23 protein-coding genes and 1 pseudogene are annotated in these 26,306 nt (G+C 40.2%); 15 read left to right on the top strand and 9 right to left on the bottom strand.

Annotated elements, in window-relative coordinates:
- Nucleotides 1-147: 147 nt before the first annotated feature.
- The 3 genes from HYG88_RS08750 to yccS form a co-directional block, all read right to left on the bottom strand.
- Nucleotides 148-2,685 (bottom strand): sulfite reductase flavoprotein subunit alpha, encoded by a 2,538-nt coding sequence (locus HYG88_RS08750; protein ID WP_005161988.1) that lies wholly within the window; start codon nucleotides 2,683-2,685, stop codon nucleotides 148-150.
- A gap of 158 nt (nucleotides 2,686-2,843) precedes the next feature.
- Nucleotides 2,844-3,428: a YcxB family protein gene (locus HYG88_RS08755; RefSeq protein ID WP_005161985.1), complete on the bottom strand. Its 585-nt coding sequence runs from the start codon at nucleotides 3,426-3,428 to the stop codon at nucleotides 2,844-2,846.
- Between the two features lie 79 nt (nucleotides 3,429-3,507).
- On the bottom strand, nucleotides 3,508-5,682 hold the full coding sequence (yccS, locus tag HYG88_RS08760; protein ID WP_005161982.1) for a YccS family putative transporter: 2,175 nt from the start codon (nucleotides 5,680-5,682) through the stop codon (nucleotides 3,508-3,510).
- 142 nt (nucleotides 5,683-5,824) lie between these two features.
- Here yccS and HYG88_RS08765 point away from each other — a divergent pair, with 142 nt between their 5' ends.
- Nucleotides 5,825-7,042 carry a multidrug effflux MFS transporter gene (locus HYG88_RS08765; RefSeq protein WP_178882933.1) on the top strand — a complete coding sequence of 406 codons (1,218 nt, stop codon included), beginning with the start codon at nucleotides 5,825-5,827 and terminating at the stop codon, nucleotides 7,040-7,042.
- A gap of 21 nt (nucleotides 7,043-7,063) precedes the next feature.
- On the opposite strand, the gene HYG88_RS08770 is transcribed toward HYG88_RS08765, so the two are convergent.
- The gene (locus HYG88_RS08770) at nucleotides 7,064-7,771 is read right to left on the bottom strand and encodes a nitroreductase (protein ID WP_005161976.1); all 708 of its coding nucleotides are present in this window, start codon (nucleotides 7,769-7,771) and stop codon (nucleotides 7,064-7,066) included.
- 422 nt (nucleotides 7,772-8,193) lie between these two features.
- Here HYG88_RS08770 and HYG88_RS08775 point away from each other — a divergent pair, with 422 nt between their 5' ends.
- The 5 genes from HYG88_RS08775 to sbmA all read left to right on the top strand — a co-directional run bounded on the left by HYG88_RS08775 (nucleotide 8,194) and on the right by sbmA (nucleotide 15,092).
- A complete protein-coding gene (locus HYG88_RS08775) occupies nucleotides 8,194-9,540 on the top strand; it encodes a DcaP family trimeric outer membrane transporter (protein WP_005161973.1) in 1,347 nt (448 codons plus the stop codon).
- A gap of 181 nt (nucleotides 9,541-9,721) precedes the next feature.
- On the top strand, nucleotides 9,722-10,957 hold the full coding sequence (gene gltS / locus HYG88_RS08780) for a sodium/glutamate symporter (protein ID WP_005161970.1): 1,236 nt from the start codon (nucleotides 9,722-9,724) through the stop codon (nucleotides 10,955-10,957).
- Nucleotides 10,958-11,051: 94 nt separating this feature from the next.
- Entirely contained in the window at nucleotides 11,052-12,527 is a 1,476-nt protein-coding gene (locus HYG88_RS08785; RefSeq protein ID WP_178882934.1) for a sodium:alanine symporter family protein, read from the top strand.
- 161 nt (nucleotides 12,528-12,688) lie between these two features.
- The gene (locus HYG88_RS08790; RefSeq protein ID WP_034602859.1) at nucleotides 12,689-13,666 is read left to right on the top strand and encodes a patatin-like phospholipase family protein; all 978 of its coding nucleotides are present in this window, start codon (nucleotides 12,689-12,691) and stop codon (nucleotides 13,664-13,666) included.
- 229 nt (nucleotides 13,667-13,895) lie between these two features.
- Nucleotides 13,896-15,092: a peptide antibiotic transporter SbmA gene (sbmA, locus tag HYG88_RS08795; protein WP_005161960.1), complete on the top strand. Its 1,197-nt coding sequence runs from the start codon at nucleotides 13,896-13,898 to the stop codon at nucleotides 15,090-15,092.
- Nucleotides 15,093-15,145: 53 nt separating this feature from the next.
- Here sbmA and HYG88_RS08800 read toward each other — a convergent pair.
- A pseudogene (locus tag HYG88_RS08800) lies at nucleotides 15,146-15,448 on the bottom strand (DUF4850 domain-containing protein); the annotation flags it as partial.
- A 125-nt stretch (nucleotides 15,449-15,573) separates the two neighbouring features.
- Between HYG88_RS08800 and HYG88_RS08805 the strand changes: the two are divergent.
- The 5 genes from HYG88_RS08805 (at nucleotide 15,574) to HYG88_RS08825 (ending at nucleotide 18,848) form a co-directional block, all read left to right on the top strand.
- Nucleotides 15,574-16,650: a DUF1176 domain-containing protein gene (locus HYG88_RS08805; protein WP_178882935.1), complete on the top strand. Its 1,077-nt coding sequence runs from the start codon at nucleotides 15,574-15,576 to the stop codon at nucleotides 16,648-16,650.
- Between the two features lie 35 nt (nucleotides 16,651-16,685).
- Nucleotides 16,686-17,456, top strand: a complete 771-nt coding sequence (locus HYG88_RS08810; protein ID WP_178882936.1) for a hypothetical protein — start codon at nucleotides 16,686-16,688, stop codon at nucleotides 17,454-17,456.
- Nucleotides 17,457-17,578: 122 nt separating this feature from the next.
- Complete coding sequence (locus HYG88_RS08815) at nucleotides 17,579-18,103, top strand: hypothetical protein (RefSeq protein WP_178882937.1); 525 nt, start codon at nucleotides 17,579-17,581, stop codon at nucleotides 18,101-18,103.
- 89 nt (nucleotides 18,104-18,192) lie between these two features.
- Nucleotides 18,193-18,444, top strand: coding sequence for a DUF6364 family protein (locus HYG88_RS08820; RefSeq protein WP_178882938.1), 252 nt, complete (start codon nucleotides 18,193-18,195; stop codon nucleotides 18,442-18,444).
- Entirely contained in the window at nucleotides 18,441-18,848 is a 408-nt protein-coding gene (locus HYG88_RS08825; protein ID WP_004908659.1) for a PIN domain-containing protein, read from the top strand. The genes HYG88_RS08820 and HYG88_RS08825 overlap by 4 nt, the downstream gene beginning before the upstream one ends.
- A gap of 6 nt (nucleotides 18,849-18,854) precedes the next feature.
- Here the strand turns inward: HYG88_RS08825 and HYG88_RS08830 are convergent, their stop codons facing one another.
- The 4 genes from HYG88_RS08830 to gatC all read right to left on the bottom strand — a co-directional run bounded on the left by HYG88_RS08830 (nucleotide 18,855) and on the right by gatC (nucleotide 23,197).
- On the bottom strand, nucleotides 18,855-19,796 hold the full coding sequence (locus tag HYG88_RS08830; RefSeq protein WP_004678218.1) for a DUF5655 domain-containing protein: 942 nt from the start codon (nucleotides 19,794-19,796) through the stop codon (nucleotides 18,855-18,857).
- Between the two features lie 82 nt (nucleotides 19,797-19,878).
- Entirely contained in the window at nucleotides 19,879-21,348 is a 1,470-nt protein-coding gene (gatB, locus tag HYG88_RS08835) for an Asp-tRNA(Asn)/Glu-tRNA(Gln) amidotransferase subunit GatB (protein WP_178882939.1), read from the bottom strand.
- Entirely contained in the window at nucleotides 21,348-22,826 is a 1,479-nt protein-coding gene (gene gatA, locus HYG88_RS08840) for an Asp-tRNA(Asn)/Glu-tRNA(Gln) amidotransferase subunit GatA (RefSeq protein ID WP_178882940.1), read from the bottom strand. The genes gatB and gatA overlap by 1 nt, the downstream gene beginning before the upstream one ends.
- Nucleotides 22,827-22,879: 53 nt before the next feature.
- Nucleotides 22,880-23,197, bottom strand: coding sequence for an Asp-tRNA(Asn)/Glu-tRNA(Gln) amidotransferase subunit GatC (gatC, locus tag HYG88_RS08845; protein ID WP_004664595.1), 318 nt, complete (start codon nucleotides 23,195-23,197; stop codon nucleotides 22,880-22,882).
- Nucleotides 23,198-23,330: 133 nt separating this feature from the next.
- On the opposite strand from gatC, the gene HYG88_RS08850 reads away from it, so the two are divergent.
- Genes HYG88_RS08850 through HYG88_RS08865 form a run of 4 tightly spaced genes read left to right on the top strand, consistent with a single transcriptional unit; the run spans nucleotide 23,331 to nucleotide 26,272 of the window.
- Nucleotides 23,331-24,371 carry a rod shape-determining protein gene (locus tag HYG88_RS08850; RefSeq protein ID WP_004664594.1) on the top strand — a complete coding sequence of 347 codons (1,041 nt, stop codon included), beginning with the start codon at nucleotides 23,331-23,333 and terminating at the stop codon, nucleotides 24,369-24,371.
- A 17-nt stretch (nucleotides 24,372-24,388) separates the two neighbouring features.
- Nucleotides 24,389-25,246: a rod shape-determining protein MreC gene (gene mreC / locus HYG88_RS08855; protein ID WP_178882941.1), complete on the top strand. Its 858-nt coding sequence runs from the start codon at nucleotides 24,389-24,391 to the stop codon at nucleotides 25,244-25,246.
- The gene (gene mreD, locus HYG88_RS08860; protein WP_178882942.1) at nucleotides 25,233-25,724 is read left to right on the top strand and encodes a rod shape-determining protein MreD; all 492 of its coding nucleotides are present in this window, start codon (nucleotides 25,233-25,235) and stop codon (nucleotides 25,722-25,724) included. The genes mreC and mreD overlap by 14 nt, the downstream gene beginning before the upstream one ends.
- Nucleotides 25,712-26,272 (top strand): Maf-like protein, encoded by a 561-nt coding sequence (locus HYG88_RS08865; protein ID WP_087535740.1) that lies wholly within the window; start codon nucleotides 25,712-25,714, stop codon nucleotides 26,270-26,272. Before mreD ends, HYG88_RS08865 begins: the two co-directional genes overlap by 13 nt.
- Nucleotides 26,273-26,306: the final 34 nt, after the last annotated feature.

The raw sequence follows: 26,306 nt of genomic DNA on the forward strand, positions 1-26,306 counted from the left end.
CTTTTTTTGCGTTGGTGCACTGTCTATAACTGTCTTTAAATCCATAAATAGGTGTCCACTTATTGGTTAGTGGACACTATCGGGGGATTGATCCACTAAAAATAGTGGTGATTCACTGGAGGCTTACTTTTTAAATATCAAAAGGGTTTAATAAACGTCTCGACGATAACGTCCAGCTTGTCTTAATTCATCTAGTTTTTCTTCGCTGAGAATATCTGTTAAAGCTTGATCGACTCCTGAAGCCATGCCTTCGATGCTGCCGCAGACATAAATCACCGCACCTTGATCAATCCATGTGATCAGTTCATCAGAATTGCTTCGCAAAATATCTTGTACATAGATGCGTTGTTCCTGATCACGAGAGAAGGCGAGGTCCAAACGTTGCAAGCTTCCCATATTCAACCATGCTTGAATGGTTTCTTGATAAAAGAAATCATGTTCGCGTTGACGTTCACCAAAGATTAGCCAGTTGGCAGTATAGTTTTGTCGATTACGTTGCTGTAATAAACTCATCAAGCCTGCAATGCCTGTGCCGTTACCGATACAGATAATTGGACGGTTATCGTCAATCAGATGGAAGGACTCATTGGTCCGAATACGCAGGGCAATGCTATGTTGCAATGGTGAAAATTCAGTGAGCCAACCTGAACCAAGACCAAGTTGATTCTGTTCATCATATTTTTGACGAACCACCAGTCTCAGGAATTGTTGCGAAGGAATACTGGCAATCGAATATTCACGTGTAGGTAGGGTGGGTAGTTGTTCGAGTAAATCTTCAAGTGTACTGAAAGGCTTGATTTCAACCCGTAGGTTTCTATTCCACAAGAGCTGTTCAATCTCTTGGTTCAATGATTCAACGACACTGTGTGTTGGAATCTGATACTTGATTAAGAAATCCTGAATGTCGGTTAAGCAATTGGCAGGCTGAATTTCTGCAATATCGCCAGCATGCCAAGTTATATCAGAAACGGAACGAAGTTCAATATTATAGGCTGCCTGTCCTAAGCTATTAGGGTTGAGCAATGTGCGTTCAGCGAGAGTCCACTGGTCAAACACTTTCTCTATATTCATGGCATGTAGTTCATGCTTAGTCACCACCGAAAGCGCTTGATTCCAGCGTTGAATATCATTGCTATTGGCATTATCTACTTCGATCAAGTCAAATAATGGTTGTGCCTTGCATTGTTTTAACCATGCATCAACGGCATAACCAAAGCTGCAATAGCTGTCAGGATATTCTCTTGATCCTAGTGCAAGCACTGCGTATTGCATATGAGCTAACTCTAGCTTTTGTTGCATCAGTTTTTTGCTAAAACTTGTTGCAAGATCAGGTGCTTCACCTGTGCCATATGTGCTGATTACAAATAAAACCTGTGATGCTTGTTGTAGGTCTTGTTCAGTCAGTTGCTGAACCGGTTTAACCATCGTTGGTTGTTGCGCTTCCTGCAAGCTGGTCGCAGTACGCCATGCTAGTTGTTCAGCTACACCTGTTTGCGTCGCATAAGTGATCAGCCAAGGCTTGGCATTTGGATCAACCTGCTGTGCGTTGAGTGATTGACGTGCCGCTTGGGTCAGCTTTTTCTGCTTGCGACGTTTTAGATACAACATCCAACCCGTTACAAAGAACAGAGGCATAGCCAATGATGCCAGCATGGCAATAAATTGATAAGTCGAACCAAAGAAGCTGCCGCGATGCACAGGCAGCATGCTGCTCATGATTTTTTCATTGAGCTTCTTGTCTTCATACAGTTCAAATTTTTCAAATTTATTGTCTTGATAGTTATAAATCGCTTGGTTACGTGCACGTTCATGTTGAGGAATGGCATCGACAAAAGAGAGTTCAACTTTGGCATCCGCATTTTTGGGAATATTCAGGGTTAAACTTGAGTATTCACGACCAATCTGGGCATTTACCCCAGTCCATGTTTGCGTCAAGATAGTATTAAGCTGTGCGTTTGTCAGCTTAGGTTGTTTATCTTTGCCATGTTCATTATTTTGTTGATTACGTTGTGGCTGTTCAACGCCCATGACCTTGAACATACCTGCACGCCACCAGTCATAAGACCAATATAAGCCAGTGCAAGCAAACAGTAGATAAAACACAATGACCCAAGTTCCCACCACTGCATGTAGGTCCCAAATAAAATTACGACCTTTTAGTTTTGGCTTAATAAACAACCATTGTTTAATACTATGTTTCTTTGGAAAGCGTAGATAGATGCCACTCAATACAAAGAAAATCAGCATCAGCGTAGAAGCACCTGTGATTTGCGCTCCAAATTCTCCAACGGTTAAATTGCGATGTAAACGCTGAATAAATTGTAAGGTATCACGACCTTTAATGTCAGGTAAGACTTCGGCTGTATATGGATTGACCATCATGTTATAACCACGACGTGCACCTTCTTTTTTAATATTGACGGTAGAAGATGCTGTTGGGTCGGCAGCAATAGTAATGCTGTTAATTTCAATTTCGGGTTGTTGCTGATTGAAATGTTGGTATAACTGGGCAGGGCTAAGTTTTGGTGTTTGAGCAGCCTCAACGACATAGCTATCTTGGTTGAGCCATTTTAAAATTTGCTGTTCATAAGAATAAATTGCACCGGTTACTCCCATTAAAGAAAGTATAAGCCCTGCAGTAATCCCTAAAAACCAATGGATTTGGAAGAAGACTTTTTTAGACATGGTCAAAAATGAAAAGATAATGAAATTTATATCAAAAATTATAACTCAAGAATACGAACATAATATGGATTTTGTAGGCAATATTGATTTTGATTCTCATTTGTTTTTTTGGGGTTGAAAAAACCTCTCATTTCGAGAGGTTTTTAGAATCATAGGCGTTAAATTGATTTTGGTGCGCCTACAACTTCATTTAAATGTTTACGTACCGTGTTAAAAGGGAAATTCTTAGAATCCATACGCTTAGGTAGGATGTAAGCACCTTGTTGTTGTTCGCCTTTTGGTGTTTTTACTTTAAAATTGACTAAAATAAACTCTGGAGAGTTGTACCATTCGTAAATGTCTTTCCAGCCAATGGTCGCAGTACCTTCTTGTAATCCAACTTTCTGGCGCATCACGATACCATGGGGTTGTACGCCTAAACGAAGACCTTTAATCTCTTGAACTGGAAACTCTGTCATTTTGCGTTTAACGTACCACTCAAGACCAAATTTTTTCACAAGATAAAAAAGGATCACAGCAATGATCACAACCCAACACAATACAGTTGAGTAGGTTGAATAATACTTAATCAGTCCTGCTGAAACTAATGAAAGCACCACAAGTGCAATCATAATCATCCATGCTTTTTTACTGAATTTATTGGTACTACGCCAAATCATCAGTTGAGCTTGACGTTGTTCAGCTTCAGAGACTTCGTAAGGAACAGGTTGTAGCGTATAAGCGTATAGCGTTTTGGCGGTCATAGTTTAAAAAATGAGTTTAGAACTAAGTTAAGTTTAACACCAATTGGCACTCAAAGATATTATGCCAATGGCGGATAAATTAAAGAGAAGCAAACTCAGTGCCATCTTCGTTCGGTTCGTGACTGAGACTTTGTTTGAGCATACTTAAACGGGTTAATATGCTAAGCATAAGTGAAAGCTGCTGTAAAATAATCAGAGATTTTTGATTGTTTTCATCATTGCGATTTAAATGCTCACGTATGGTTTGCATCATATTTTGTGCAGATAAATCAGGGACTTCATCTCTAAGCAGAGCACCTTGAATATCATCTAATGCTTGATCGAGCAGGGCTAGAACCTCTTGATCTTGAATTTGTTCGCGATGAGCTCCAAGTGCAGCGATATAACTTAAAAAAGTATGACTTAAGCATAGAAACTCAAAAGCCAAAGTTTTCTGAGTAGATTCAATATTGGGTTCTGTGGCAAGCGTGGAAATAAGAGAAGCAACTTCTGCATCAGTATTGTGCGCAGCACGCCGAACTACACGATAATTTAATGCATTATTACGACCTTGGTGATATTGCTCAATTACTTCTGCTAAGTAGGTACATTGGGCTTGTAAAGAACGTTGGATCGAGCGTGGTAGCCTGCGGAATTTCCAATCTGGCCAAATGAAACTGACCCCAAACCATGCCAAGGCACAGCCAATCAAGGTATCAATAAAGCGTGGGAATCCTGCTGCAAATGCAGAACCATCTAGATTAAAGTTAATTAAAGCGAGGATCGTAATAAAAGCTGTTGCTTGAGCATACTGTTTACTTCGAAGTTCTAAAAATAATACGCCACTAAGAACTAACATCACCAGTTGCCCTTCAACCGAAGGAATAAAATAGATGATGGTTAGCCCCACGATAATACCGATTAGGGTTCCCACAATTCGCAAATATAAGCGGCGTTTAGTAGCATTAAAGTTAGGTTGGCAAACAAACAATGCTGTGAGCAAAATCCAGTAACCGTAAGCAATATGGGTTACTTGAATAAAGACATAACCAATAAACAACACGATTGAAAGTCTAACCGCATGGCGAAATAACACAGACTCAGGGGTTAAATGTTGTTTAACACGGACTAGAATATCATTCCAACCTTTTAAATCATCATCTTTTAGTTGATTTTCTGCTTGTTGTGCATTGATTAATTTCAGATTTCTTTCCGTTTCTAAATTCTGTAATTGTGCATCAATCGATTTAAGATTTTGATAGAGTGCAAATAATGCATTGATGCGAACTTGATCGTAAAGTCCATCTTCTCTTAATTTGTCTAAGGAAACTCTTAAATTTTCAAAGCTGTGTTTAAAGCGTTTATTATGCACGTAAGGGGTACGGCTTAAAATTGATTGGGCTAAATCCTGACAGGCTTTACCCTGAATCGTGAGAATGCGTTGAAAACGGAATAAGATATCACTGTGTTGAAATACTTTCGCTAGCTTTTGATAATCAATATGTGCGGAGTCTGCACGTTCATGAATATCTTGTGCGACGAAATAGTATTGTAGACTGCGACGTGTATCTTTCTGGCCGCGGTCACCTTTTAAGCGAGTTAACAGTGACATTCGCATATCATTAAAAATCGCCACCAATTTGCCATTTTCTAATGCAATATCAATCATACTTTGTTGATAACTGGATGGAGTCATGTCCACATCAAATAAGTTTGATTTAGCAAATAAAAAACTACCTAAAGCATTATAGGATGCATAAAGTTGGTCTTGTACTTTTCGTACAGGGAAAAGCAAGAAACTGATTGTTGAAAGTAATCCATACCAAGCGGCTCCCAAAACTAAGAATGCTGGTTGTAAATACCATTGTTCAAATAAGTGTACACCGAGCATGGTATAGACAGAAATCACTAAACATCCGTAAGCGATAGTCGCATAACGCCGCCCCAAAGAACCTAATAAAATCCATCCAATACAGGAAACAATTAATCCAACTGCAAAAATAATTGGGTAGGGGAATAACAATTGAACCGATGCAGCTGTGATAAAAAATCCAATATAGGTATAAATCTGATTCTGAATACGGACAGAAAAGCGATCATCAATATCACTAATTGCTGCCGCAACAACGCCTAAAGTCAGTGGAATCGTCGCAAGTTGAAAATTTAAAAGATAAGGAACGAATGCTGTTCCTGCGAAAGCAATCAGCATACGTACGTTATACATTAACGTGGTGTTATAGGTGGTTTGTTTTAAACGTGCGAGCCAAGGATTCAATGGTTGTCCTTTTATATTCGGCAATCAATTTATGATCATGCCTGTTAACATTTTTCAGGTATCAGCAGACTCTAATATTATGCACAAATATGGTGAGGATGCTAAGCTTAGAAAAATAAATAAACTTGAAAAGTAGAGGATTATGCAGGTAGAACAATCGAATCAGCGTCAGTATTCAACAGCATGGATTTTGTTACTTGCTTTGTTGACAGCACTCGGTCCATTGTCTATTGATATGTATTTACCCGCATTGCCCCAAATGGCAAATGAGTTTGGGGTAAGTACCCAAATGATTGCAAATACATTACCTGCTTACTTTTTGGGTTTAGCCATAGGTCAATTAATTTATGGACCTGTGAGTGATCGTATTGGGCGCAAGCTTCCCTTATATTTTGGGCTTAGCCTTTATGTGATTGCAAGTTTGGCTTGTGCGTTTACGACAAATGAATGGGCTTTGATTGCTGCACGAATTTTTCAGGCTTTAGGTGGTTGTGTTGGTGTTGTGATTGCGAGAGCAGCTATACGTGATCGCTTAGACATGCAAGGTTCAGCTCAAGCCTTTTCAAGCATGATGATCGTAATGGGGCTTGCGCCTATTCTAGCCCCAATGTTTGGTGCATGGATTCTGACTTTTTTCCCATGGCAGGCTATTTTTCTGACGCTAGCAATGATTGGTGTGATCTGCTGGTTGTGTATACATTTCTTCTTTAAAGAATCATTAGCTATTGAACGCCGTTTAAAATTATCAACTTATCAAGTCACTACACTTTATGCTGCAATTCTAAAAGATGACAGCTTCAGATTGCCAATGTTTGCAGGTTGTTTAACTGGCGCAGCATTATTTTGTTATATCAGCTCTGCTTCAGCCGTTTTTATGGGGCAGTACGGACTGTCTCAGCAACAGTTTTCTTATGCATTTGCATTTAATGCAGCTGGAATTACGTTGATGTCCTCAATCAATAAGCACTTAAATACTCGAATGGGTATTTTTCAGCGGTTACGATTGGGTGGGTCGATTCAATGCTTTGGAGCAGTTGTTGTCATCAGTGCGGGGCTGATGGCGAATGCACCATTGTGGTTATTAATGTCTGGTCTTTTTTTAGTTGTGTCTGGTATTGGATTAACTGGTCCTAATGCAATGGCTTTGGCGATGTCTAAGCAGGGTGCGCGTGCTGGGACTGCGAGTGCGATTATGGGAAGTATGCAGTTTGCATGTGGTTTGTTAGGTGGTGTGATTTTAAATTTCTTGTTATGGAAAGCGAGCCTCAATATGGGCATTATGATGTTGATGTTTACTAGCGCAGGTTTGTTTGCAATTTTAAAAGTTGGAAAACAGCTACAAAACAGTACCTCTGCATAGAGATACTGTTATTTAAATAATTTACTGGTCTAAAAATACTGTAAAGTTTTCAACGGGTTCGCGGGGAGTAATGAAGGTGTTTACGATATGATCAGGATCAGCATAACCTAAGGCAACGGTACATACTAATTCTTCATCTTCTGGGGCATCTAATACCTCTAAAACGATGGGATGAAAATGATTCCATGCGGCTTGTGGGCAGGTATCTAAGCCACGTGCTTTGGCCGCAATCATTACATTTTGGATCATCATGGAAATATCCATTTTTGAACCAATTCCCATTGCTTTATTGACTGTAAAATAAAGTGCGACAGGCGCATCAAACAATTGATAGTTACGCAATTGTTGCGCCGCCATTTTTTCTTTTTCGCCTTTTTGAATACCTAGCAAACCATACAGTCCCCAACCATTTTCACGACGACGATCAATAAATGGTGAAATCCATGTTTCAGGGTAGTAGGCGAAAGTTTCTTGATATTGTTCAGCGAGTTCTGGTTGTTGAAAAAGTGCTTGTTGAGCAGCACAAACTCGCTCAATCATCTCGGCGCGTTTTTGGCCTGTCACCACATAAACTTTCCATGGTTGAGTGTTTGTACCTGATGGCGCACGAGCGGCAACATTTAAAATATCCTTGATTGTCTCTGTTGCAACAGGTGTATCTAAAAATGCACGTACAGAATGACGGGCTGTAATCGCATCATCCACGTAACGGATTTGTTCCATGTTCATCTTAAGGTTCCTAAGCTTATGGCTCTTTCTCATTTAATGAGACTATAAAGTAATAAGATAGATTTGAGGATGGATTTTTAGTCGTAGATTGAGATTTGAATAAAAAATAGTCGAGTAAAGATTAACGAGATGAGATTATCCATAAAATTTTTTAATTTGTTATCTTTATGTGAAAAAGAAATGTATTTGTAACGCAATGAAATAGAAATAGTATTTATTGATACACGCTGAAATCGTTATGATGATTGGAATAAAAAAATACACACAATAATCTAAATTTATGCATAATACGCCCTTTTCAAAAATCGATTAGGCTTTTCTAACCAAGAAGGTGAGGGAAGTTTTCTATGATAAGCATATTTATTTACCCAATTTTATGCTTATGAAAAATGTTGAAATATACACGAATACAGGAGCTTCTCATGAGTTTACCTCTCATCCGTAAGCCGTTCATAGTTCAGGGATTGGCGTTTACCATTGCTGTCTTCATGATGAACGATGCGCAGGCTGCTAGCGAACAAGAACAAATTCAACAACTTCGAGAGGAAGTAAAAGAATTAAGAGCTTTATTGGAACAATATGTTCCTCAGTCAAAACAAAAAAATAATGTACCGCAGTACGATACCCAGCGATCTACTACTGTTGCTTCAGTATCTACTCAAAATATTTCATCTAATACTCAGATCGCTGCTCAAAAATCGCCTTTGGGTTTTAATTCTGCTTCGGGTGCGCAAGTACAGCTATACGGTTTTTTACGTGGCGATGCCTCGTATCAGGCAAAAGGCGGCGATGCTATATTTAACCGAATCAATAAAGTTGATCTCGAAGGCAATGAAAAAAATAGTGATCGTTTTTATAGTACGGCAACAGTTACGCGATTAGGTCTTGATTTTAAAGCACCCATTCAAGAAGCAGATGTTGGTGGGAAATTAGAAATTGATTTTCGTGGTGGTAGTAATAACGATACGATTCGTATCCGTCATGCGTATATGACTTTAAACAATTGGTTATTTGGTCAAACCACATCTACGTTCTTGGCGACAGATTTACAGCCAGAAATGATTGATTTCAATTCTCCTTTAGGGATCGGTACTTATCGTACTCCGATGGTTCGCTATAGCGGAAAATTTAATCCAGACACCCGTTATATGCTTGCTTTAGAAAAAGGCAATGACGACAACCGAGCGCCAGCTTTAACCTCTAAGTTAAAATATGATTTTGATGATGGCAAAGGTACGGCTTCAGCCCGTGTTTTAGTAACAGAAGCGCGCAGCAGAGCGAGTTACGACAAGAATAATAATCAATTAACAGCTGATGATGCTGATCTCGGGTGGGGTATTGCGGTAGGAACTAAGTATAAATTTACTGATTCTTTACAAGCGATGATCGATTATTCGCATGTAAAAGGTGATAGTAAGTTTTTGCTCTATACCAATAGTGCTTTTAATGTAAATCCCAATAATTTTGAGTTGAATCTGAATGAGTTTGATGCACTCACCATTGGTACAACTTATCAAGTTAGCCCTAAATTGCGTAGCACTTTAGCGTATGGTGCAATGTTTGCAAAAGATAATAATCAGTTTGCACAACAAGCCTTTCCGGATACAACGCAGAACAAAACCTTACAACAAGGTTGGTGGAACATCATGTATTCACCAGTTACTCCGATTACGTTTGGTTTGGAATATATCTATGGCGAACGTAAAACCTTTAATGGTCTAAAAGGTAAGGATAACCGTGTAGGCGCAATGGCTCGCTACAACTTCTAGCCTAATCCTATAAACCTAATCATCCGTGGAAACCAATCACTTTATTTGGTTGAGTTCTTACAAAGAACTGTATGCTTTTTATTAAGTTGATTGAGTTTTCACTCAATTTGAGAGTTACTATTTTATTAGCTACACGATGGAAAAACCGTCTAAAAGACTAATAAAATAAACGGAAGAAGATATGGAATTTACTTTTAATGGTTTTTACACCCTGATTTCAGCCGTCATTGTGCTGCTGTTAGGGCGTTTTCTTGTCAATCAAATTGATTTCTTGCGTCGTTACAATATTCCTGAACCTGTAGCTGGTGGCTTGGTTGCAGCTATTGTTTCGTTATTGGTACATTCAATGTGGGGTTATAGCATTGTTTTTAGTAGCCAATTACAAACGAGTTTTATGCTGATTTTCTTTGCTTCAATTGGTTTGAGTGCCAATTTTATGAAGTTAAAAGAAGGTGGGCTTGGGCTGGTTATTTTTCTGGTCTGTGTCGCTTCGTTTATCGTGGTTCAAAATGCTGTCGGCATGAGCCTCGCAACGCTTTTAGGTATTGATCCTTTGGTCGGGTTGATTGCAGGTTCAATTACTTTAACAGGTGGACACGGTACAGCAGGGGCATGGGGTGAAATTCTTGAAAGCCAACATGGAATTCAGGGTGCATTAGCGCTAGGCATGGCAAGTGCAACTTTTGGTTTGATTATCGGTGGCATCATTGGTGGGCCACTTGCAAAACTATTAATCAATCGTTATAGCCTTGCTCAAGAGCAATCATCCACTGCGATTAAGGATCGTGATACCCATTTAGATCAACACCCTGATGAACTCGCACCATTTGAAAATCCTCATCAAGTTCGTTTAATTACTGCTGATAATGCGATTACAACGCTCGGCATGTTTGCTGCATGTTTAGCATTTGCTGAGTTTATGACAGGTTATAGTAAAGGCACATGGTTTGAGTTACCAACCTTTGTATGGGCATTAGGTGGTGGTGTCATCCTGCGTAATATTTTAGAAAGCGTATTAAAAGTTGATATTTTTGATCGTGCAATTGATGTATTTGGTAATGCGTCGTTATCACTTTATTTGGCAATGGCATTGTTGTCATTAAAGTTGTGGCAATTAGCCGATTTGGCTGGCCCGCTGGTTGTAATTTTGGGTGCACAAACCATTACCATGGCGTTGTATGCAGCATTTATTACTTTCCGTGTCATGGGCAAAAATTATGATGCAGCAGTTCTTGCTGCTGGTCACTGTGGTTTCGGTATGGGCGCAACACCTACTGCGGTTGCAAACATGCAAGCAATTACCAACATGTATGGACCATCACATAAAGCATTTTTAATTGTTCCGCTTTGTGGTGCGTTCTTTGTTGATTTAATTAATGCAACAGTAATTCAATTAATTTTGAAATTCTTTGCCTAAGTCGGATCAAAAGCCCCATGTGGGGCTTTTTTGGTTCATCGATTGTTATCGTATATGTACGGCCGTACATAAAATATTTTAAAGCGAATAAGTGATGAATGAACAATTAAATGCCACGCTGATGTCGTGGGTACAATTCCTGAATGATCCACTCTGGAATTTTCTGGTCGTCTTATTGGTTGCGGTTGGGGTGTTTTACACATTCGTTACGGGTGCGGTACAGCTTCGCTTGTTCCTGCACAGCATTCTTGTGATGAAAGGAAGCCGTAAAGAGACGCAAGATGAACATGGCATTACACCATTTCAGGCTTTCGTCACGGGTCTTGCAAGCCGTGTCGGTGTTGGTAACGTTGCTGGTGTTGCCATAGCAATCGCCATTGGTGGTCCTGGGGCCGTGTTCTGGATGTGGTTCACTGCCTTTCTTGGCATGAGTTCTGCATTTGTTGAATCATCGCTTGCCCAGTTGTTTAAGGTGAGAGACCATCAAAACAAGCAATTCCGAGGTGGACCTGCGTACTATATTACTCAGGGTTTAAAACAAAAATGGCTGGGGATTGTTTTTGCACTGTCACTCATTCTGGCTTATGGCTTTGTATTTAATGCCGTGCAGGCAAATGCGATTATTGGGGCAACCTCACATGCATGGGGGTGGGATAAAGCCAATTTTGTATTGGGTCTCGGTAGTCTTAATTTTGAAGTGTCATGGGTTGGTATTGCATTGGTGGTTATGACGGCATTGATCATTTTTGGTGGGATCAAGCGTATCGCCAAGGTTGCCGAAGGTATTGTTCCTTTCATGGCATTGCTTTATATCATGGTCGCCTTGTACATCGCGATAACCAACTTGCCGATGTTGCCTGAGATTTTTAAACTGATCTTCACCGAAGCATTCCAGTTTAATGCGGCAGCAGGTGGTTTCTTTGGTGCGATGATTTCTATGGCAATGATGATGGGCATCAAGCGTGGCTTGTTCTCCAACGAGGCAGGCATGGGTTCAGCGCCAAACGCTGCTGCTGCCTCTGATGTGAAGCATCCTGTGAATCAGGGGCTGGTACAAATGCTGGGTGTATTTGTTGATACTTTCGTGGTGTGTTCATGTACTGCGATCATCATCATGGTGTCTGGCCTGTATCATGAAGCTGGCTTTGAGGGCGTGACATTGACCCAAAAAGCATTGGAGAGCCAAATTGGTGGCTGGGGTGGAGGCTTCCTTGCCATTATTCTGTTCCTGTTTGCCTTTACCTCAATTATTGGTAACTATGCCTATGCTGAAAGCAATGTACAGTTCATTAATGACAACCCAAAGGTCATGTTCATTTTCCGCCTGCTGGTATTGGCAATGGTCTATTTCGGGGCGATCACAAGTGTACCTTTAATCTGGTCAATGGCCGACCTTTCAATGGGCTTGATGGCCACCATTAACCTTGTGGCAATCCTGCTGTTAACACCAATGGCACGCATATTGTTGAAAGATTATACCTCTCAGCTTAAAAAAGGGATCAAGGAACCAGAGTTCAAGATTGATCAATATCCTGAGCTGAAGAAAAAAGTAGATTCTGATATCTGGTAAGTTATTGGATTTATAAAGGCTTACTTCACTAAATTAAAGCCCCTTTCGAGGGGCTTTTTATCAATATATATTGTATATATACATAAAAATTGATACAGCATTTCACCAATAATGGCGTTAAAATTAAAAGATAGAACCACGTAGATATGGCAAGACAGCATATGAAACAGCTTAAATTATTGACGCTTGGACTTTCAATGGTGATTTTGGCGGGTTGTCAAACGACTTCGCATTTAAAACCTTTAGTTGAAGATGCCCAAGTACAAGCAGTTGTTCAGCCCTTTGCACATATTAATCAACAAGAAAAAAGACCCGTTGTTGCCTTAGTACTCGGCAGTGGTGGGGCACGTGGATATGCTCATATCGGCGTACTTGAAGTGTTGGAACAGCAAGGTATTCGCCCTGATTTTATTGTAGGTACAAGTGCAGGCAGTATTGTAGGTTCAATTTATGCAAGTGGTAAATCCGCTGCAGAGTTGAGAGATATTGCGCTTAAGCTTAAGGCTACCGATGTAAGAGAAGTGAATATCAGTTTAAAAGGTTTTTTTGATGGTAAAAAAGTTGAGGACTATGTGAATGAGCAAGTCCAAAACATTCCTTTACAGAAGTTAAAAATCCCGATGTATGTGGTTGCAACGGAATTAAAAGACGGCACCAAAACTGTATTCAATTATGGTAATACAGGCCAAGCAGTACGTGCATCTGCTTCGATTCCGAGTATGTTTATACCAACCAAGATCCGTAATGTGGAATATGTTGATGGTGGCCTAGTCAGTCCTGTGCCTGTACAGGTTGCACGGGATTTAGGCGCAGATGTGGTGATTGCAGTGGATATTTTGGCACAACCTATTCATACTGAAACCAGTAATGTTTGGGGGCTATTCAACCAAAATATCAACATTATGCAAGGACGTTTGGCTGAAGAAGAATTGAAAAATGCAGATATTGTCATTCAGCCCGATCTACGTGAAAAAGCGCATATCTTTGATATCAAAGGCCGTGAAATGACTATGCAAGCGGGTATTGATGCTGCAAAAGAAAAATTGGCCAATATTCAATGGGTAATTAAAAGCAAAACAAAGCAAGTTGATTTAAATCAACAGGATTTAGCTTTAAAAATGAGTAGCCTTGAGCCATAGTTTCTGCAAAATATTGAATTAAGGGTAGACAGCTATAATGTTTAAGTTTGTCTATCCAGTTGATGTTTATTAAACAAATTGTAAATACGCTACAAAAAGCTATCAAAAAATTGAGAAAACCTGTAAATAACTACCATTCATTAAACGTTTTTATCAGACAAATTTAAGTTTGAAATTATAGGATGACGTTCCAACGTCAATAGCAACACTACAAGGATTGTTAAACGCGATGTTTAAATCTTTTTTTCCTAATCCACGCTTGTTCTTTATTTCAGTCGTTGTGTGGTTAGCCCTGAATATGCTGCTTTGGTATACAGGTGGTCATGGGTGGGGTGAATATCTCGGTTTTACCAAAGGGTATGCTGAAGCAGAGCTACCTGTTGGTGTGAGTCGATTTTTATCAGCATCATTCATTTGGTTTTATATTTGGTTTTTGGCTTCAACAGCACTTTTTGCAGGGTTCTGGCGATTTTTTTCTGATAATAAATGGCAGAAATGGTCAGTTTGGGGTTCTGCATTTATTTTGTTTAATATCTGGTTTGGCGTGCAGGTAAGTGTTGCGATCAATGCTTGGTATGGTCCATTTTGGGATATGATCCAAAAGATGCTAAGTGAAGGTGGCGGTAATATTAATGATCTATATAAAGGTACGCTAACATTCCTTTATATTGCGATGGTTGCTGTTACATTTGCCGTGATTAATGCCTTTTTCACCAGTCATTATGTATTCCGTTGGCGGACAGCAATGAATGAATACTACACAGAAAATTGGGAGCAATTACGCCACGTTGAAGGTGCTTCGCAGCGTATTCAGGAAGATACGATGCGCTTCGCAACTATCGTCGAGGATTTAGGTGTTGAGTTGATTAAATCTGTGATGGTTCTCATTGCCTTTTTACCGCTATTGTTCAAAATTTCAGAAAAAGTACCTGTCTTACCTGTCGTTGGTGAAATCAAACACTCATTGGTGTGGGCTGCTGTGGTTTGGGCTATCGTGGGTACGATTATTTTAATGTTTGTCGGGCAAAAACTACCAGGCTTGCAATTTAACAATCAAAAAGTTGAAGCAGCTTATCGTAAGGAACTGGTTTATGGGGAAGACCATGAAAATCGTGCTGATCCGCTTACATTGAAAGAGTTATTCAGTAAAGTTCGTTTAAATTATTTTAGACTTTATTTTCACTATGCTTATTTTAATCTAGTCGCGATTTGGTATAAGCAACTCGATGTTTTATACAGCTTAGTTGTCCTATTTCCAGCGATTGCATCAGGTAAAATGACTTTAGGCTTGATCAATCAAATCAGTAACATCTTTGATAAAGTGCGTGAATCATTTCAATATCTCATCAGTTCATGGAAAACCATTATTGAATTACTCTCAATTTATAAACGTTTAAAAGCTTTCGAGTCAATTTTAAAAAAATAAGTGTGATTAAAAAAACCTGCAACTTAGCAGGTTTTTTTGTGCCTATGATTTGATTAGTGAGTTGCGTTGTAAAAATTTAGAATAGTTCCAACCAAATGCTGTTGTGATTGATCAACGGTGACTTTGATTTCTCTAAAGTTAAACGTGTCTTCATCTTGATATTTGGCTACGCCATGTGTTCTGTTCTTCAGCTTAGGAATCTGATAACTAAAGAAAGCGATTTGTTTTGAAGGGTGTACGATCTTTAGTAATTTAAGTGGATCTTGATAACCGCCGTATTCATATTCCACACTTTGTTTTAAAAGATGCGGAAAATAAAGCGTCGCATTTGGCATGCCGCAACCTACACAAAATGATTTTAAATTTCACCAAACTCAGTTTGCTTTAAGCTCATATCTTCTGCAATAAAATGACATATGACAAGTGTAGATCAGCCCTTTAAACTGTTTTCAAGTTTGATAATAAATATGAGTAATACAGAATGATACCAGTGAAGAATATACTTTCAGTTTGCTGCTTTATGGCACTCAGTTCTACTAGCTTCGCACAAGAAATCAAAGGGATTTCATTTTCACATCAAGATTGGGAAATTTACTGTAGTAATACAGGAACATGTCGAGTAGCAGGCTATCACAATGAATCCAGTGATGATTATCCAGCATCTATCCTATTAACACGTCAGGCGGGCAAAGCTCAGCAAGTCACAGGTGAGTTTGCTTTGGGTGATGGGTTTACCGAACCTCAAATTCCTAAAACTCAGCTTAAAAATATTCATTTTTATATCAATGGCAAGGATTTAGGGCCTGTCTTGGTGGATGGCACTGAATTCCCTCTTGTGGGTAGATTGACCGCAGCACAGGTGAATGGATTGTTGCAACAGGCCAGTGGAAAAGCAAACATAGTATTTAAAAATAACCGACTGCAATGGAATATTTCGGATGCAGGCATGACCGCAAGCTTATTAAAAATGGATGATTTTCAGAAACGTGTTGGAACAATAGGGGCATTGGTCAGGAAAGGAAAAATAAACGAAGCAAAAGTTTTAGCGGCTCAACCGAAATTGCTGGTGAAACATGTTAAAACAGCCACCAAACCTTATTTAACTCTACAGCCTAATAATAAGCAGTATCAGTCAGTGTATAAATCATTGATGGCAGCACAACCTACACCCAAACAAGATGGTTTTTGTGAGGGAATTTATACGAGTGATGGCGTAAAACCTCAGTCGATTGAACTCTACAAATTAAGCAATAAAAAAGTATTGGCAACGACTCTGTGCTGGCGTGGAGCATATAATGAGGGGTATGGAGCTTGGGTGCTGGATGAGTCTTTAACAGGAAAAGCAATTTTTGTGACTGAACATGCCTCCGATGTTGGGGATGGGATAATCAGTAGCTCACAAAAAGGACGGGGAATTGGAGACTGCTGGTCAAGTGATGAATGGGTTTGGGATGGGCAGAAATTTGTACATACCAAAGATATGTGGACAGGCATGTGTAAAGGGCTTGCTGCGGGCGGTGTATGGGAGCTTGATAAAATCGAAGCCGTTGTAAAATAAAGCGTTACATCAATAAAATAGCCTAAGGAAATATCATGCTGAATAATAAAATTCATTTAAGTGGGCTGATTTTAACGGTTTCATTTAGTTGTTTAAGTTCTTCAATTTTTGCTGCGCCATTGCAGATATTTGAGTTTAAAAAAGGACAACTCAGTGAGATTGAGCAGACGCAAATATGTGAGCAACTTAAAGATCTCTGCCAACAGCAAGCGCAATGGCGTAGTTTAAAAACTGCGGATCAATATCTATGGTTATTGTCAGGAAGTGATATTGCTCAATTTCGTCTATCAACAACTGGACTGAAATTATCTCATCAGTGGCATATGCAATTAGCGCCCTCTGAGGAAACAGCACGGACTACCCAATATATTTTTCCTAAACTATTTCCAATGACTGAAAATCGTTATGCGATTGCACAGATTGATACCTTTTCAGAAATGTATTCAGGTGGTGGTGCAGGGATTGAGCGTGCTAATTTTTATGAGTTAAAGGATTCAGGGCAGACACATCGCTTTATTGAAAATTATCCTTTTAGTTTTAATCGCATGATTCGGGCGTGTTTCTCTGAGCGGGATTATGAAACTTCAAAAGGTAAATGTCACGATGAAGATAGTTTGAGTCTAGATATTCGTCCGCTTAAGCCGATGTTGTGGCAATTCCGTTATCGTTATAGTTTAGATGTATCACCAGCATCAGATTCAGGTGAAAAATCATTTAAGGGTAGTCGCAATCTCAATATTGATCTAAACAAAGCACCACAGCAGCCAAATATTCCTGCACATTGGGATTATCAAGGACAAGGTTAAGTTCGGGTTTTACATTTTGCCTAATTTTTTAGGCTTTGAGCTTACGCAATTTACAGCGTCATAACAGATGATTTGTATAGTGCGTGGTACAAAGAGACTGATTGCTTTTTGGAACTTTGCTTATGTCTCCTACTATTTATACCTCATCACGCCGTAAATTTTCTCATTTGAGTCGTTCTATATTAATGGTTGCGGCTGTGTTGGGAACAACCCAAGTGGCAATCGCAGGGCCAACCGTTGACCGACTCAGTGAATGTTTGGTGAAGTCCACCACGGCGAGCGATAAAACCACCGTATTGCAGTGGACGTTTGTAGCGTTGTCGAATCATCCTGAGTTAAAGCAGTTTAGTCATGTGACCGAAGCACAGAAAAATGCGTTAGATCAAAGCGTGGCGCAGGTGTTGCAGCGTGTGATCGTGGAGCAGTGTTCGACACAGACTAAGGCTGTGATTCAGGCTGAGGGGATTCAAGCGGTTGGCGAAGCTTTTCAACAGTTAGGTCAGAGTGCAGGGCAGGATATTGTCAAAGACCCAGCGGTCAGACAGCAGTTACAAGGTACGTTGCGTTATATTGATTTAAATAAATTGGTTACGACTTTTTTAACACCTGATATATGGAATAAGTTGGGTGTGTTAAGAGGGAAGTAATCAATTCACTTTTCTTCATCCACGAAAATGATTTGCTAAAAAACAATCTATACGTATAATTGATTGAATAATACGTATAGGGGGAGGCTATGCAAGCAAAACTGACGTTGTCTATTGATAAAAATGTGATTGAACGAGCAAAGCACTATGCACAGCAACATCAGCAAAGTGTTTCGAGTTTGGTTGAGGCTTATTTAGATCGTATTTCAGCTCAAGCAAATAAAGATAATGAATTCAGAAGCCCGATTACTGAAAATTTGACAGGAATGTTCGCTGCACAGGACAATAGGCAGGATTATAAAGAATTACTCGCAGATGCACGTTTGGAAAAGCATCTATGAGTGAGCGTATTTTTGTTGATTCTGATGTGATTTTAGATGTTGCTTTAGCGCGCCAGCCTTTTGTTGAAGCAAGTCAACAGGTTTTAGCTCTATGTGAAAGTGGGATTTTTACAGGCTGTATTTCATCAAATAGTGTTGCCAATATTTATTATATTTTGCGTAAACTGGGTGGGGATGAGAAAGCGCGTTTTTTTATCCGACAACTTTTAAAATTTTTACTCATTATTCCTGTTGATCATGTTGGAATTACAAAAGCTTTAGATTCTAAATTTACTGATTTTGAAGATGCTATCCAACATTTCGCTGCTTTAAGTTTTGGCTGTACGATGATTGTCACTCGAAATATTCAGGATTACAAATTTGCTGAGTTGAAAGTGGTTTTACCGAGAATTTTCATTGATTGAGTACAATTAACCGCCAATTTTATTATAGGCTAACTCTATAAATGGTTTGGTATCTATCAGTTCATTGAGGTTGGTTATCGTAAACTCGACATCGCCAATACCATGATGCCCTATATTGGAAACATCACGATAATTTGGAGTATTTACAGGAATATCCTCAGGTTTTAATTTTAAATAAATTTTTAAATTTCGTAAGCGAACTTCCACAGTTAAAATATTTTGTGTGCTTTTATAGGCTATATAGTATTTTTTAGGAATTTCCTCAATCGAGTCATCAAAACCCATAATCATATCTTGTAATGCTTCCATGAGCTCAATAACTTCTTTAGATTTATTGTGTAGATGGCTCTCTATGGTGTATTGTCCGATATTTCGTGTAATAGCAGCCTTTTTTCCCGCTGCAACCATGACAGGGTTTTTCGCTGTTTGATTGAGAGTTACTGGCGTATTTGATGTTGTGTTATGAAAAACTTCCTCAAGATACAAACTTTGGTTTGAAAAAAGTTGATAACGCCATAATTCAATATTTGCTCCCATAACTTGTACTGCATGTAGATCGTATTTTTTATAATTTGGTGCAATACAAATGACCCGAATATCTGACCAGTCAATTTCTATATTGTTTCCTAGTACTTTTTGAGCTGCTATTTCAAAATCACCTTTATGATCTTGAATCCAATGAAGATAAAATAGGCTTTGTGTTATGAGCTCTGAGGACTCTACTTTTTTATATTCAATAATGACAGGATTATTATCTTCAGATAGAGCTAGAGTATCAATTCGACCAGCATGAATTGCACCCGTTGAAAATTCACTTGCGATAAAACGGCAGTTAAAAACAGTGATTAGGTTGTTTTCAATTAAAGTTTGCAAATCTTTTTCTAAAGGGAAGTTGGTTTTTTGCACAGTGTGTAATTGTAAATTATTATTTATATCGAAAATTGGCATGACGATAAAACCTTATTTAAAAAATAAAACCCCGTATCAATACGAGGTTTTATAACATGAAATCAATAAATTGGCTAATAAGTTAACCAATCAATTTCTTCATCAACTCATTCACTTGAGCTGGGTTGGCTTTACCTTTTGCAGCTTTCATGACTTGACCAACTAGACCGTTAAAGGCTTTTTCCTTACCAGACTTGTATTCTTCAACCATTTTTTCATTGGCTGCAAGCACTTCTTTGATAATCGCTTCAATCGCGCCTGTATCGGTTTCTTGCTTTAAGCCTTTCTCAGCAATAATGTCATCCGCAGATTTTCCTTCTGCTTCCCACATAAAGCCAAACACTTGCTTCGCGATTTTGCCGTTAATGGTGTTATCGACAATACGCGCGATCATGCCACCCAACTGCTCAGCAGAAACAGGAGAGTCCGCCAATTCTAGGCCTGCTTTGTTTAAAGCACCTGAGAATTCGCCCATCACCCAGTTTGCAGAGACCTTACCTTGCGCAGCACCGCCAGCAGCAGCGACAACAGCTTCGTAGAAGTCAGCCATTTCGCGTGACAGCGTCAATACATGTGCATCGTATTCAGTTACACTGAAGTCAGCCATAAAACGGACACGGCGAGCAGCAGGCAACTCTGGAAGCGCAGCACGTGCCGCTTCAATCTGCTCATCGGCAATGATCACTGGCAATAAGTCTGGATCAGGGAAGTAGCGATAGTCGTTCGCTTCTTCTTTCGAACGCATTGAGCGAGTTTCCATCTTGTTCGGATCGAACAAACGGGTTTCTTGGTCGATCGTGCCGCCATCTTCCAAAATTTCCATTTGGCGTTCAATTTCAACATTGATTGCTTGCTCGATGAAACGGAATGAATTGAGGTTTTTTAACTCGCAGCGTGTACCAAAAGGTTGACCCGGACGACGTAATGACACGTTACAATCAGCACGGAATGAGCCTTCTGCCATGTTGCCGTCAGAAATACCTAACCAGCGCACAAGCGTGTGAATAGACTTGATATAAGCAACCGCTTCTTCAACCGAACGCATATCTGGCTCAGATACGATTTCAAGCAATGGCGTACCAGCACGGTTTAAGTCGATACCCGACATACCTTCGAATTGGTCATGAATCGATTTACCTGCATCTTCTTCAAGATGGGCACGGGTCACGCCAATGCGTTTGGTCGTACCATCTTCCAGTTGAATGTCGATATGACCCAAGCCCACAATCGGATTTTCCATCTGGCTGATCTGATAGCCTTTTGGCGAATCTGGATAGAAGTAGTTTTTACGCGCAAACACAGATGCTTGATCGATATAGGCATCAATACCCAAACCAAAGCGAATTGCAAGATCAACCACTTCGGCATTCAATACAGGCAATACGCCCGGCATGGCTAAATCAACAAGGCTGGCTTGTGTATTTGGGTCTTGACCAAATTCAGTCGATGAACCAGAGAAGATTTTAGACTTTGTGGCAAGCTGAGTATGGATTTCGATCCCGATAACGACTTCCCAACCGTCAATTAACTTTAACTTTTGAGCTTCAGTCATTATGCATTCTCCTCAGCAATTGCCGCACGTTTGGTATGCCAGTCTGTATTTTGTTGATATTGATGCACAATCGAAAGCAATTGTGATTCTGACCAGTAGTTACCGATCAACTGTAAGCCCACAGGCAAGCTGTCTTTATCGAAACCAATAGGTGCGTTGATCGCAGGCAGACCTGCCAAGTTCACTGCAAGGGTATAGATATCACCTAAATACATTTCAGTCGGACTGAGGTTTGCACCGATTTTATATGCTGTGGTTGGTGCAGATGGTGCAGCAATCACGTCAACATTTTCAAATGCTTTCAGGAAATCTTGCTGAATCAAACGACGTACTTTTTGTGCTTTGACATAGTAGGCATCGTAGTAACCCGCAGACAGGGCATACGTCCCGATCAGGATACGACGTTGTACTTCAGCACCAAACCCTTCTGAACGTGAGCGTTTGTACAAGTCCATTAAATCCACTGGATTTTCACAACGGTAGCCATAGCGTACACCATCAAAACGTGACAGGTTCGAAGAAGCTTCCGCAGGGGCGATCAGGTAGTAAGTCGGTACATAGGCTTCAGTCATGTTGAGATCAATCTCAACCAAGATTGCACCCATCTCTTCAAGTTTTTTCAATGATTCTTCAACACGTGCTTTTACATCGGCGTCTAAACCTGCCACATTAAAGTATTGCTTTGGAATACCAATGCGTAAGCCTTTGACTGCTGTGCCATTCAAGTTAGCAACGTAATCGTCAACCTCTTTATTCACCGAAGTTGAGTCTTTGGCATCATGACCTGCAATCACATTCATCAAGTAAGCACAGTCTTCCGCAGAACGTGCCATTGGACCGCCTTGATCCAGTGAGGATGCATACGCAATCATACCGAAGCGTGATACACGACCATAGGTCGGTTTTAAGCCTGTTAAGCCGCAGAATGAAGCTGGTTGGCGAATTGAACCACCAGTATCCGTACCTGTTGCAATCGGAGCTAAGTCCGCAGCAACAGCCGCAGCGGAACCACCTGATGAACCACCTGGGACATGATCTAATGCCCACGGGTTACCTGTCGCGCCAAAATATGAACTTTCAGAGGTTGAACCCATTGCGAATTCATCCATATTCACCTTACCTAAAGTCACAAGACCTGCAGCTTTGGCTTTGGCAACGACGGTCGCATCGTAAGGTGAAATGAAGTTATCCAACATTTTTGAACCGGCAGTTGTTTTAATGCCTTGGGTACAAAAAATGTCTTTGTGTGCAAGAGGAATACCTGCCAACGCATGTGCATGACCTGACTTAAGTGCAACATCAGCAGCATCAGCTTCAATAAGTGCTTGTTCTGCTGTCACCGTTACATAACTTTTTACTTTCGGGTCAATTTTGGCAATACGTTTTAAATAATGTTCGGTCAATTCGCGTGATGAAAATTGAGCTTGTTTTAGCCCTTCAGAGAGTTCACGGATTGATAAGCGATGTAAATCTGTCATATGAAAAATTTCTTTACATTCTAAATATAAAATATTGATTAATCGAATAGAAATTATTCAATTACGCGAGGTACAAGGTACAAGCCTGCTTCTGTTGCAGGAGCGACCGCTTGATATTCATCACGATGGTTGCTTTCACTTACAATATCAGCACGTAAAGGTTGCGGATTATCAAAAGGACTTTTCAAAGGCTCAACGTTATCGGTATTAATGCCTTTTAGGCTTTCCATCATGCCAAGAATTTTATTTAAACTTTGAGCATATTCAGTAGATTGCGTGTCATTTAGAGACAAGCGAGCAAGATGTGCAATCGCTGAAACGGTCTGTGCATTTAAGTCCGTTGTCTGCTGAGCATCTGATGATGTAGACATAACTTTACCTAATTCAGTATCAAAAAATTGCAAAATATCGTGCGTTATAATAAGCGATTGACTTGTTCAAAGCATCACATTTCGTTAAAGTTGCCACCTTGCATCCATACAAAGTTTAATTGAGAACGCCCCCGTGATTCTAAAACGACTAATTGGCTTGTTTTCGCCGGATTTAGCCATTGATTTAGGTACGGCAAATACACTGATTTATGCACCAGGCCGTGGCATTATATTAAATGAACCGACTGTTGTGGCGATTCGTCATAGCGGTTCACAAAAAATTGTTGCTGCTGTTGGTCTTGATGCTAAACAAATGTTAGGTCGTACACCAGCGAATATTTCAGCGATTCGTCCGATGAAAGACGGTGTGATTGCCGATTTTGAAGTCACTGAGACCATGTTGAATCAGTTTATCGGTAAAGTACATGAAAAGCGTTTATTTCCACCAGCACCGCGTGTTGTGGTGTGTGTCCCATGTAAATCGACTTTAGTTGAACGTCGTGCGATTCGTGAGGCTGTATTTAATGCAGGCGCACGTGATGTGCGTTTGATTGAAGAGCCAATGGCGGCAGCGATTGGTGCAGGTATGCCAGTCGAACAAGCATGTGGTTCGATGGTGGTGGATGTGGGTGGCGGTACGACCGAGATTGCGATCATTTCATTACAAGGCTGTGTTTATGCCGATTCATTACGTATCGGTGGCGATGTATTTGATGAGCAAATTATCAATTATGTGCGTAAAGCGCATGGTTGCGTGATTGGGGAAACCACAGCAGAAACCATTAAGAAAGAAGTGGGTATGGCTGTGACTGATGGTAAAACCCTTCAAATCGAAGTTCGTGGTCGTAATTTGGCAGAAGGTGTACCCCGTGCGATTACCGTCACTTCTGATGAAATCTCACAAGCGATTGCTGACCCATTACAAAGCATCGTGAGCGCAGTAAAATCTGCTTTAGAACAAACTCCACCTGAACTTTCTTCGGATATTGCAGAGCGCGGTATTGTGTTGACTGGTGGCGGCGCATTATTGCGTAACCTTGATAAACTGCTGGCGCAAGAAACAGGTCTACCTGTGATTGTTGCGGATGACCCTTTAACTTGCGTCACGCGTGGTGGCGGTAAAGTCTTAGAGTTCTTTGATAATCCGAACCATGACATGCTTTTTGTTGGCTAAATCATAAGGACTAGGCGGTGCAACCGAATCTTTTTTCAAGACAACCGCCATCTTTTCGCTCATTTATTATTGCGGTTATTTCATGTTTGGTGGTGCTTTTCTTTGATTGGCGCATGCCTTATGTGATTCAACCTGCAAGAGATGTCTTGTATGCAGCGTATAATCCAATTTATGCGCTGGCAAGTTATCCTGTATTGTCGCGAGAATGGCTGAACCAACAAACCAAATCTGAAACTCAATTGCGCCGTGAAAATACCGCAATGCAGGCTGAACTCCTTCAAGCTCAAGTTCGACTCCAAAAACTTTCAGAACTCTCCGCGGAAAATAACCGTTTAAGGGGGCTTTTGGATACGCCATTGATTATTGATGGTCGTATGCAAATTGCAGAAGTGATTGGAACCGATGCCGACCCATTACGCCATATTATTATCATTAACCGTGGCTCTATGGATCACTTAAAAGTTGGACAAACTGTTCTCGATGATAAAGGGATTATGGGACAACTGATTAATGTGTACCCGCATAGTTCTCGTATCATGTTGTTATCAGATAAAGAACATTCGCTGTCTGTGCGTTTAGAACGGACAGGAATGCGTGCGATTGTATCTGGAACAGGTGATTTAGGTCGCCTAAAAATGGAATATGTTCCGACGAGCGCCAACATCCAAGTGGGCGATAAAGTATTTAGTTCGGGTTTGGGCGAACATTTTCCTGCGGGCTATTTGGTGGGTACTGTTTCTAAGGTTAGCCGTCATACTTCAGGTGAGTTTGCAGAAATTGATGTTATTCCTGCGGCACAGCTTGCCAGTGGTCATCATGTGGTGGTGTTATTTTCAGAATCTTTAGCGCAGGAGCAACCTTATGCCGATCGCTAGATTGAGTTTTGAAAAACGCAAAGATCCACTTTGGATGATTATCATCTCAATTATTATCGGGTCTATTCTTTTAGTTTATCCCATTGCTTATGAAGCTTCAGGATGGCGACCATCCATTATGCTGATGACCATGCTGTTCTGGATTCTTTATCAACCTAGTTGGTGCGGGGTTTGGTTCGCCTTTGGAGTGGGGATTTTCACTGATTTATTGTTAGATGCGCCTTTGGGTTTAAATGCACTAAGTTTTGTTTTGATTACGTTTGGTACGCGTTATTTTATTCGTGAACGCCGAATTTTAACTTTCGCGAACTCATGGGTAATCGCTGTACTTGCAATTATTGCACATTTAACCTTTTTGTGGATGAGTCAAACAATATCGAGTACACATTTTTCAATAGCGCGACATTGGCAACCGCTTGTTAGTAGCGTGATAGGATGGCCGATGGTTTATTACTGCTTACAAAAATGGCGCGCATAATTTTAGCTTCGAGTTCACCTCGTCGTAAAGAACTGCTACAACAGTTAGGTCTGGACTTTGAAATATATAGTCCAGATATCGATGAAAGTGTCCGAGAAAGTGAAATTGTTGAACACTATGTTGAACGATTGGCGAGAGCAAAGGCACATGCTGTTCTAGGTTTATTTCCTGATGCAATTGTGATTGCTGCGGATACCAGTTTAAGTTTTGCAGGTAAGATCATTGGAAAACCACAATCAAAGCAGCACGCATTTGAAATCTGGTCAACAATTTCTGGGCAATGGCATGATGTGTACTCTGGAATTTGTGTGGCAAGCTCTGTCCAATGCTTAAGTAAAGTGGTTAGAACTCAAGTCGAGTTGCAACAGTTAAGTCATACCGAAATGGAAAAATATTGGGCAACGGGTGAACCTGTTGGAAAAGCAGGGGCGTATGCAATCCAAGGGATCGCAGCTCAATATATTCCCCAAATTCGGGGTAGTTATAGTAATGTGGTCGGTTTACCGTTGTACGAAACAGCACTGTTATTAGAAAGCGTTAAAATTTAAAGTAGACACTTTCGGATATAAGAATTTTTATAAA

Origin of the sequence: Acinetobacter sp. SwsAc4 (assembly GCF_013391535.1) — a bacterium.
Classification (GTDB): domain Bacteria; phylum Pseudomonadota; class Gammaproteobacteria; order Pseudomonadales; family Moraxellaceae; genus Acinetobacter.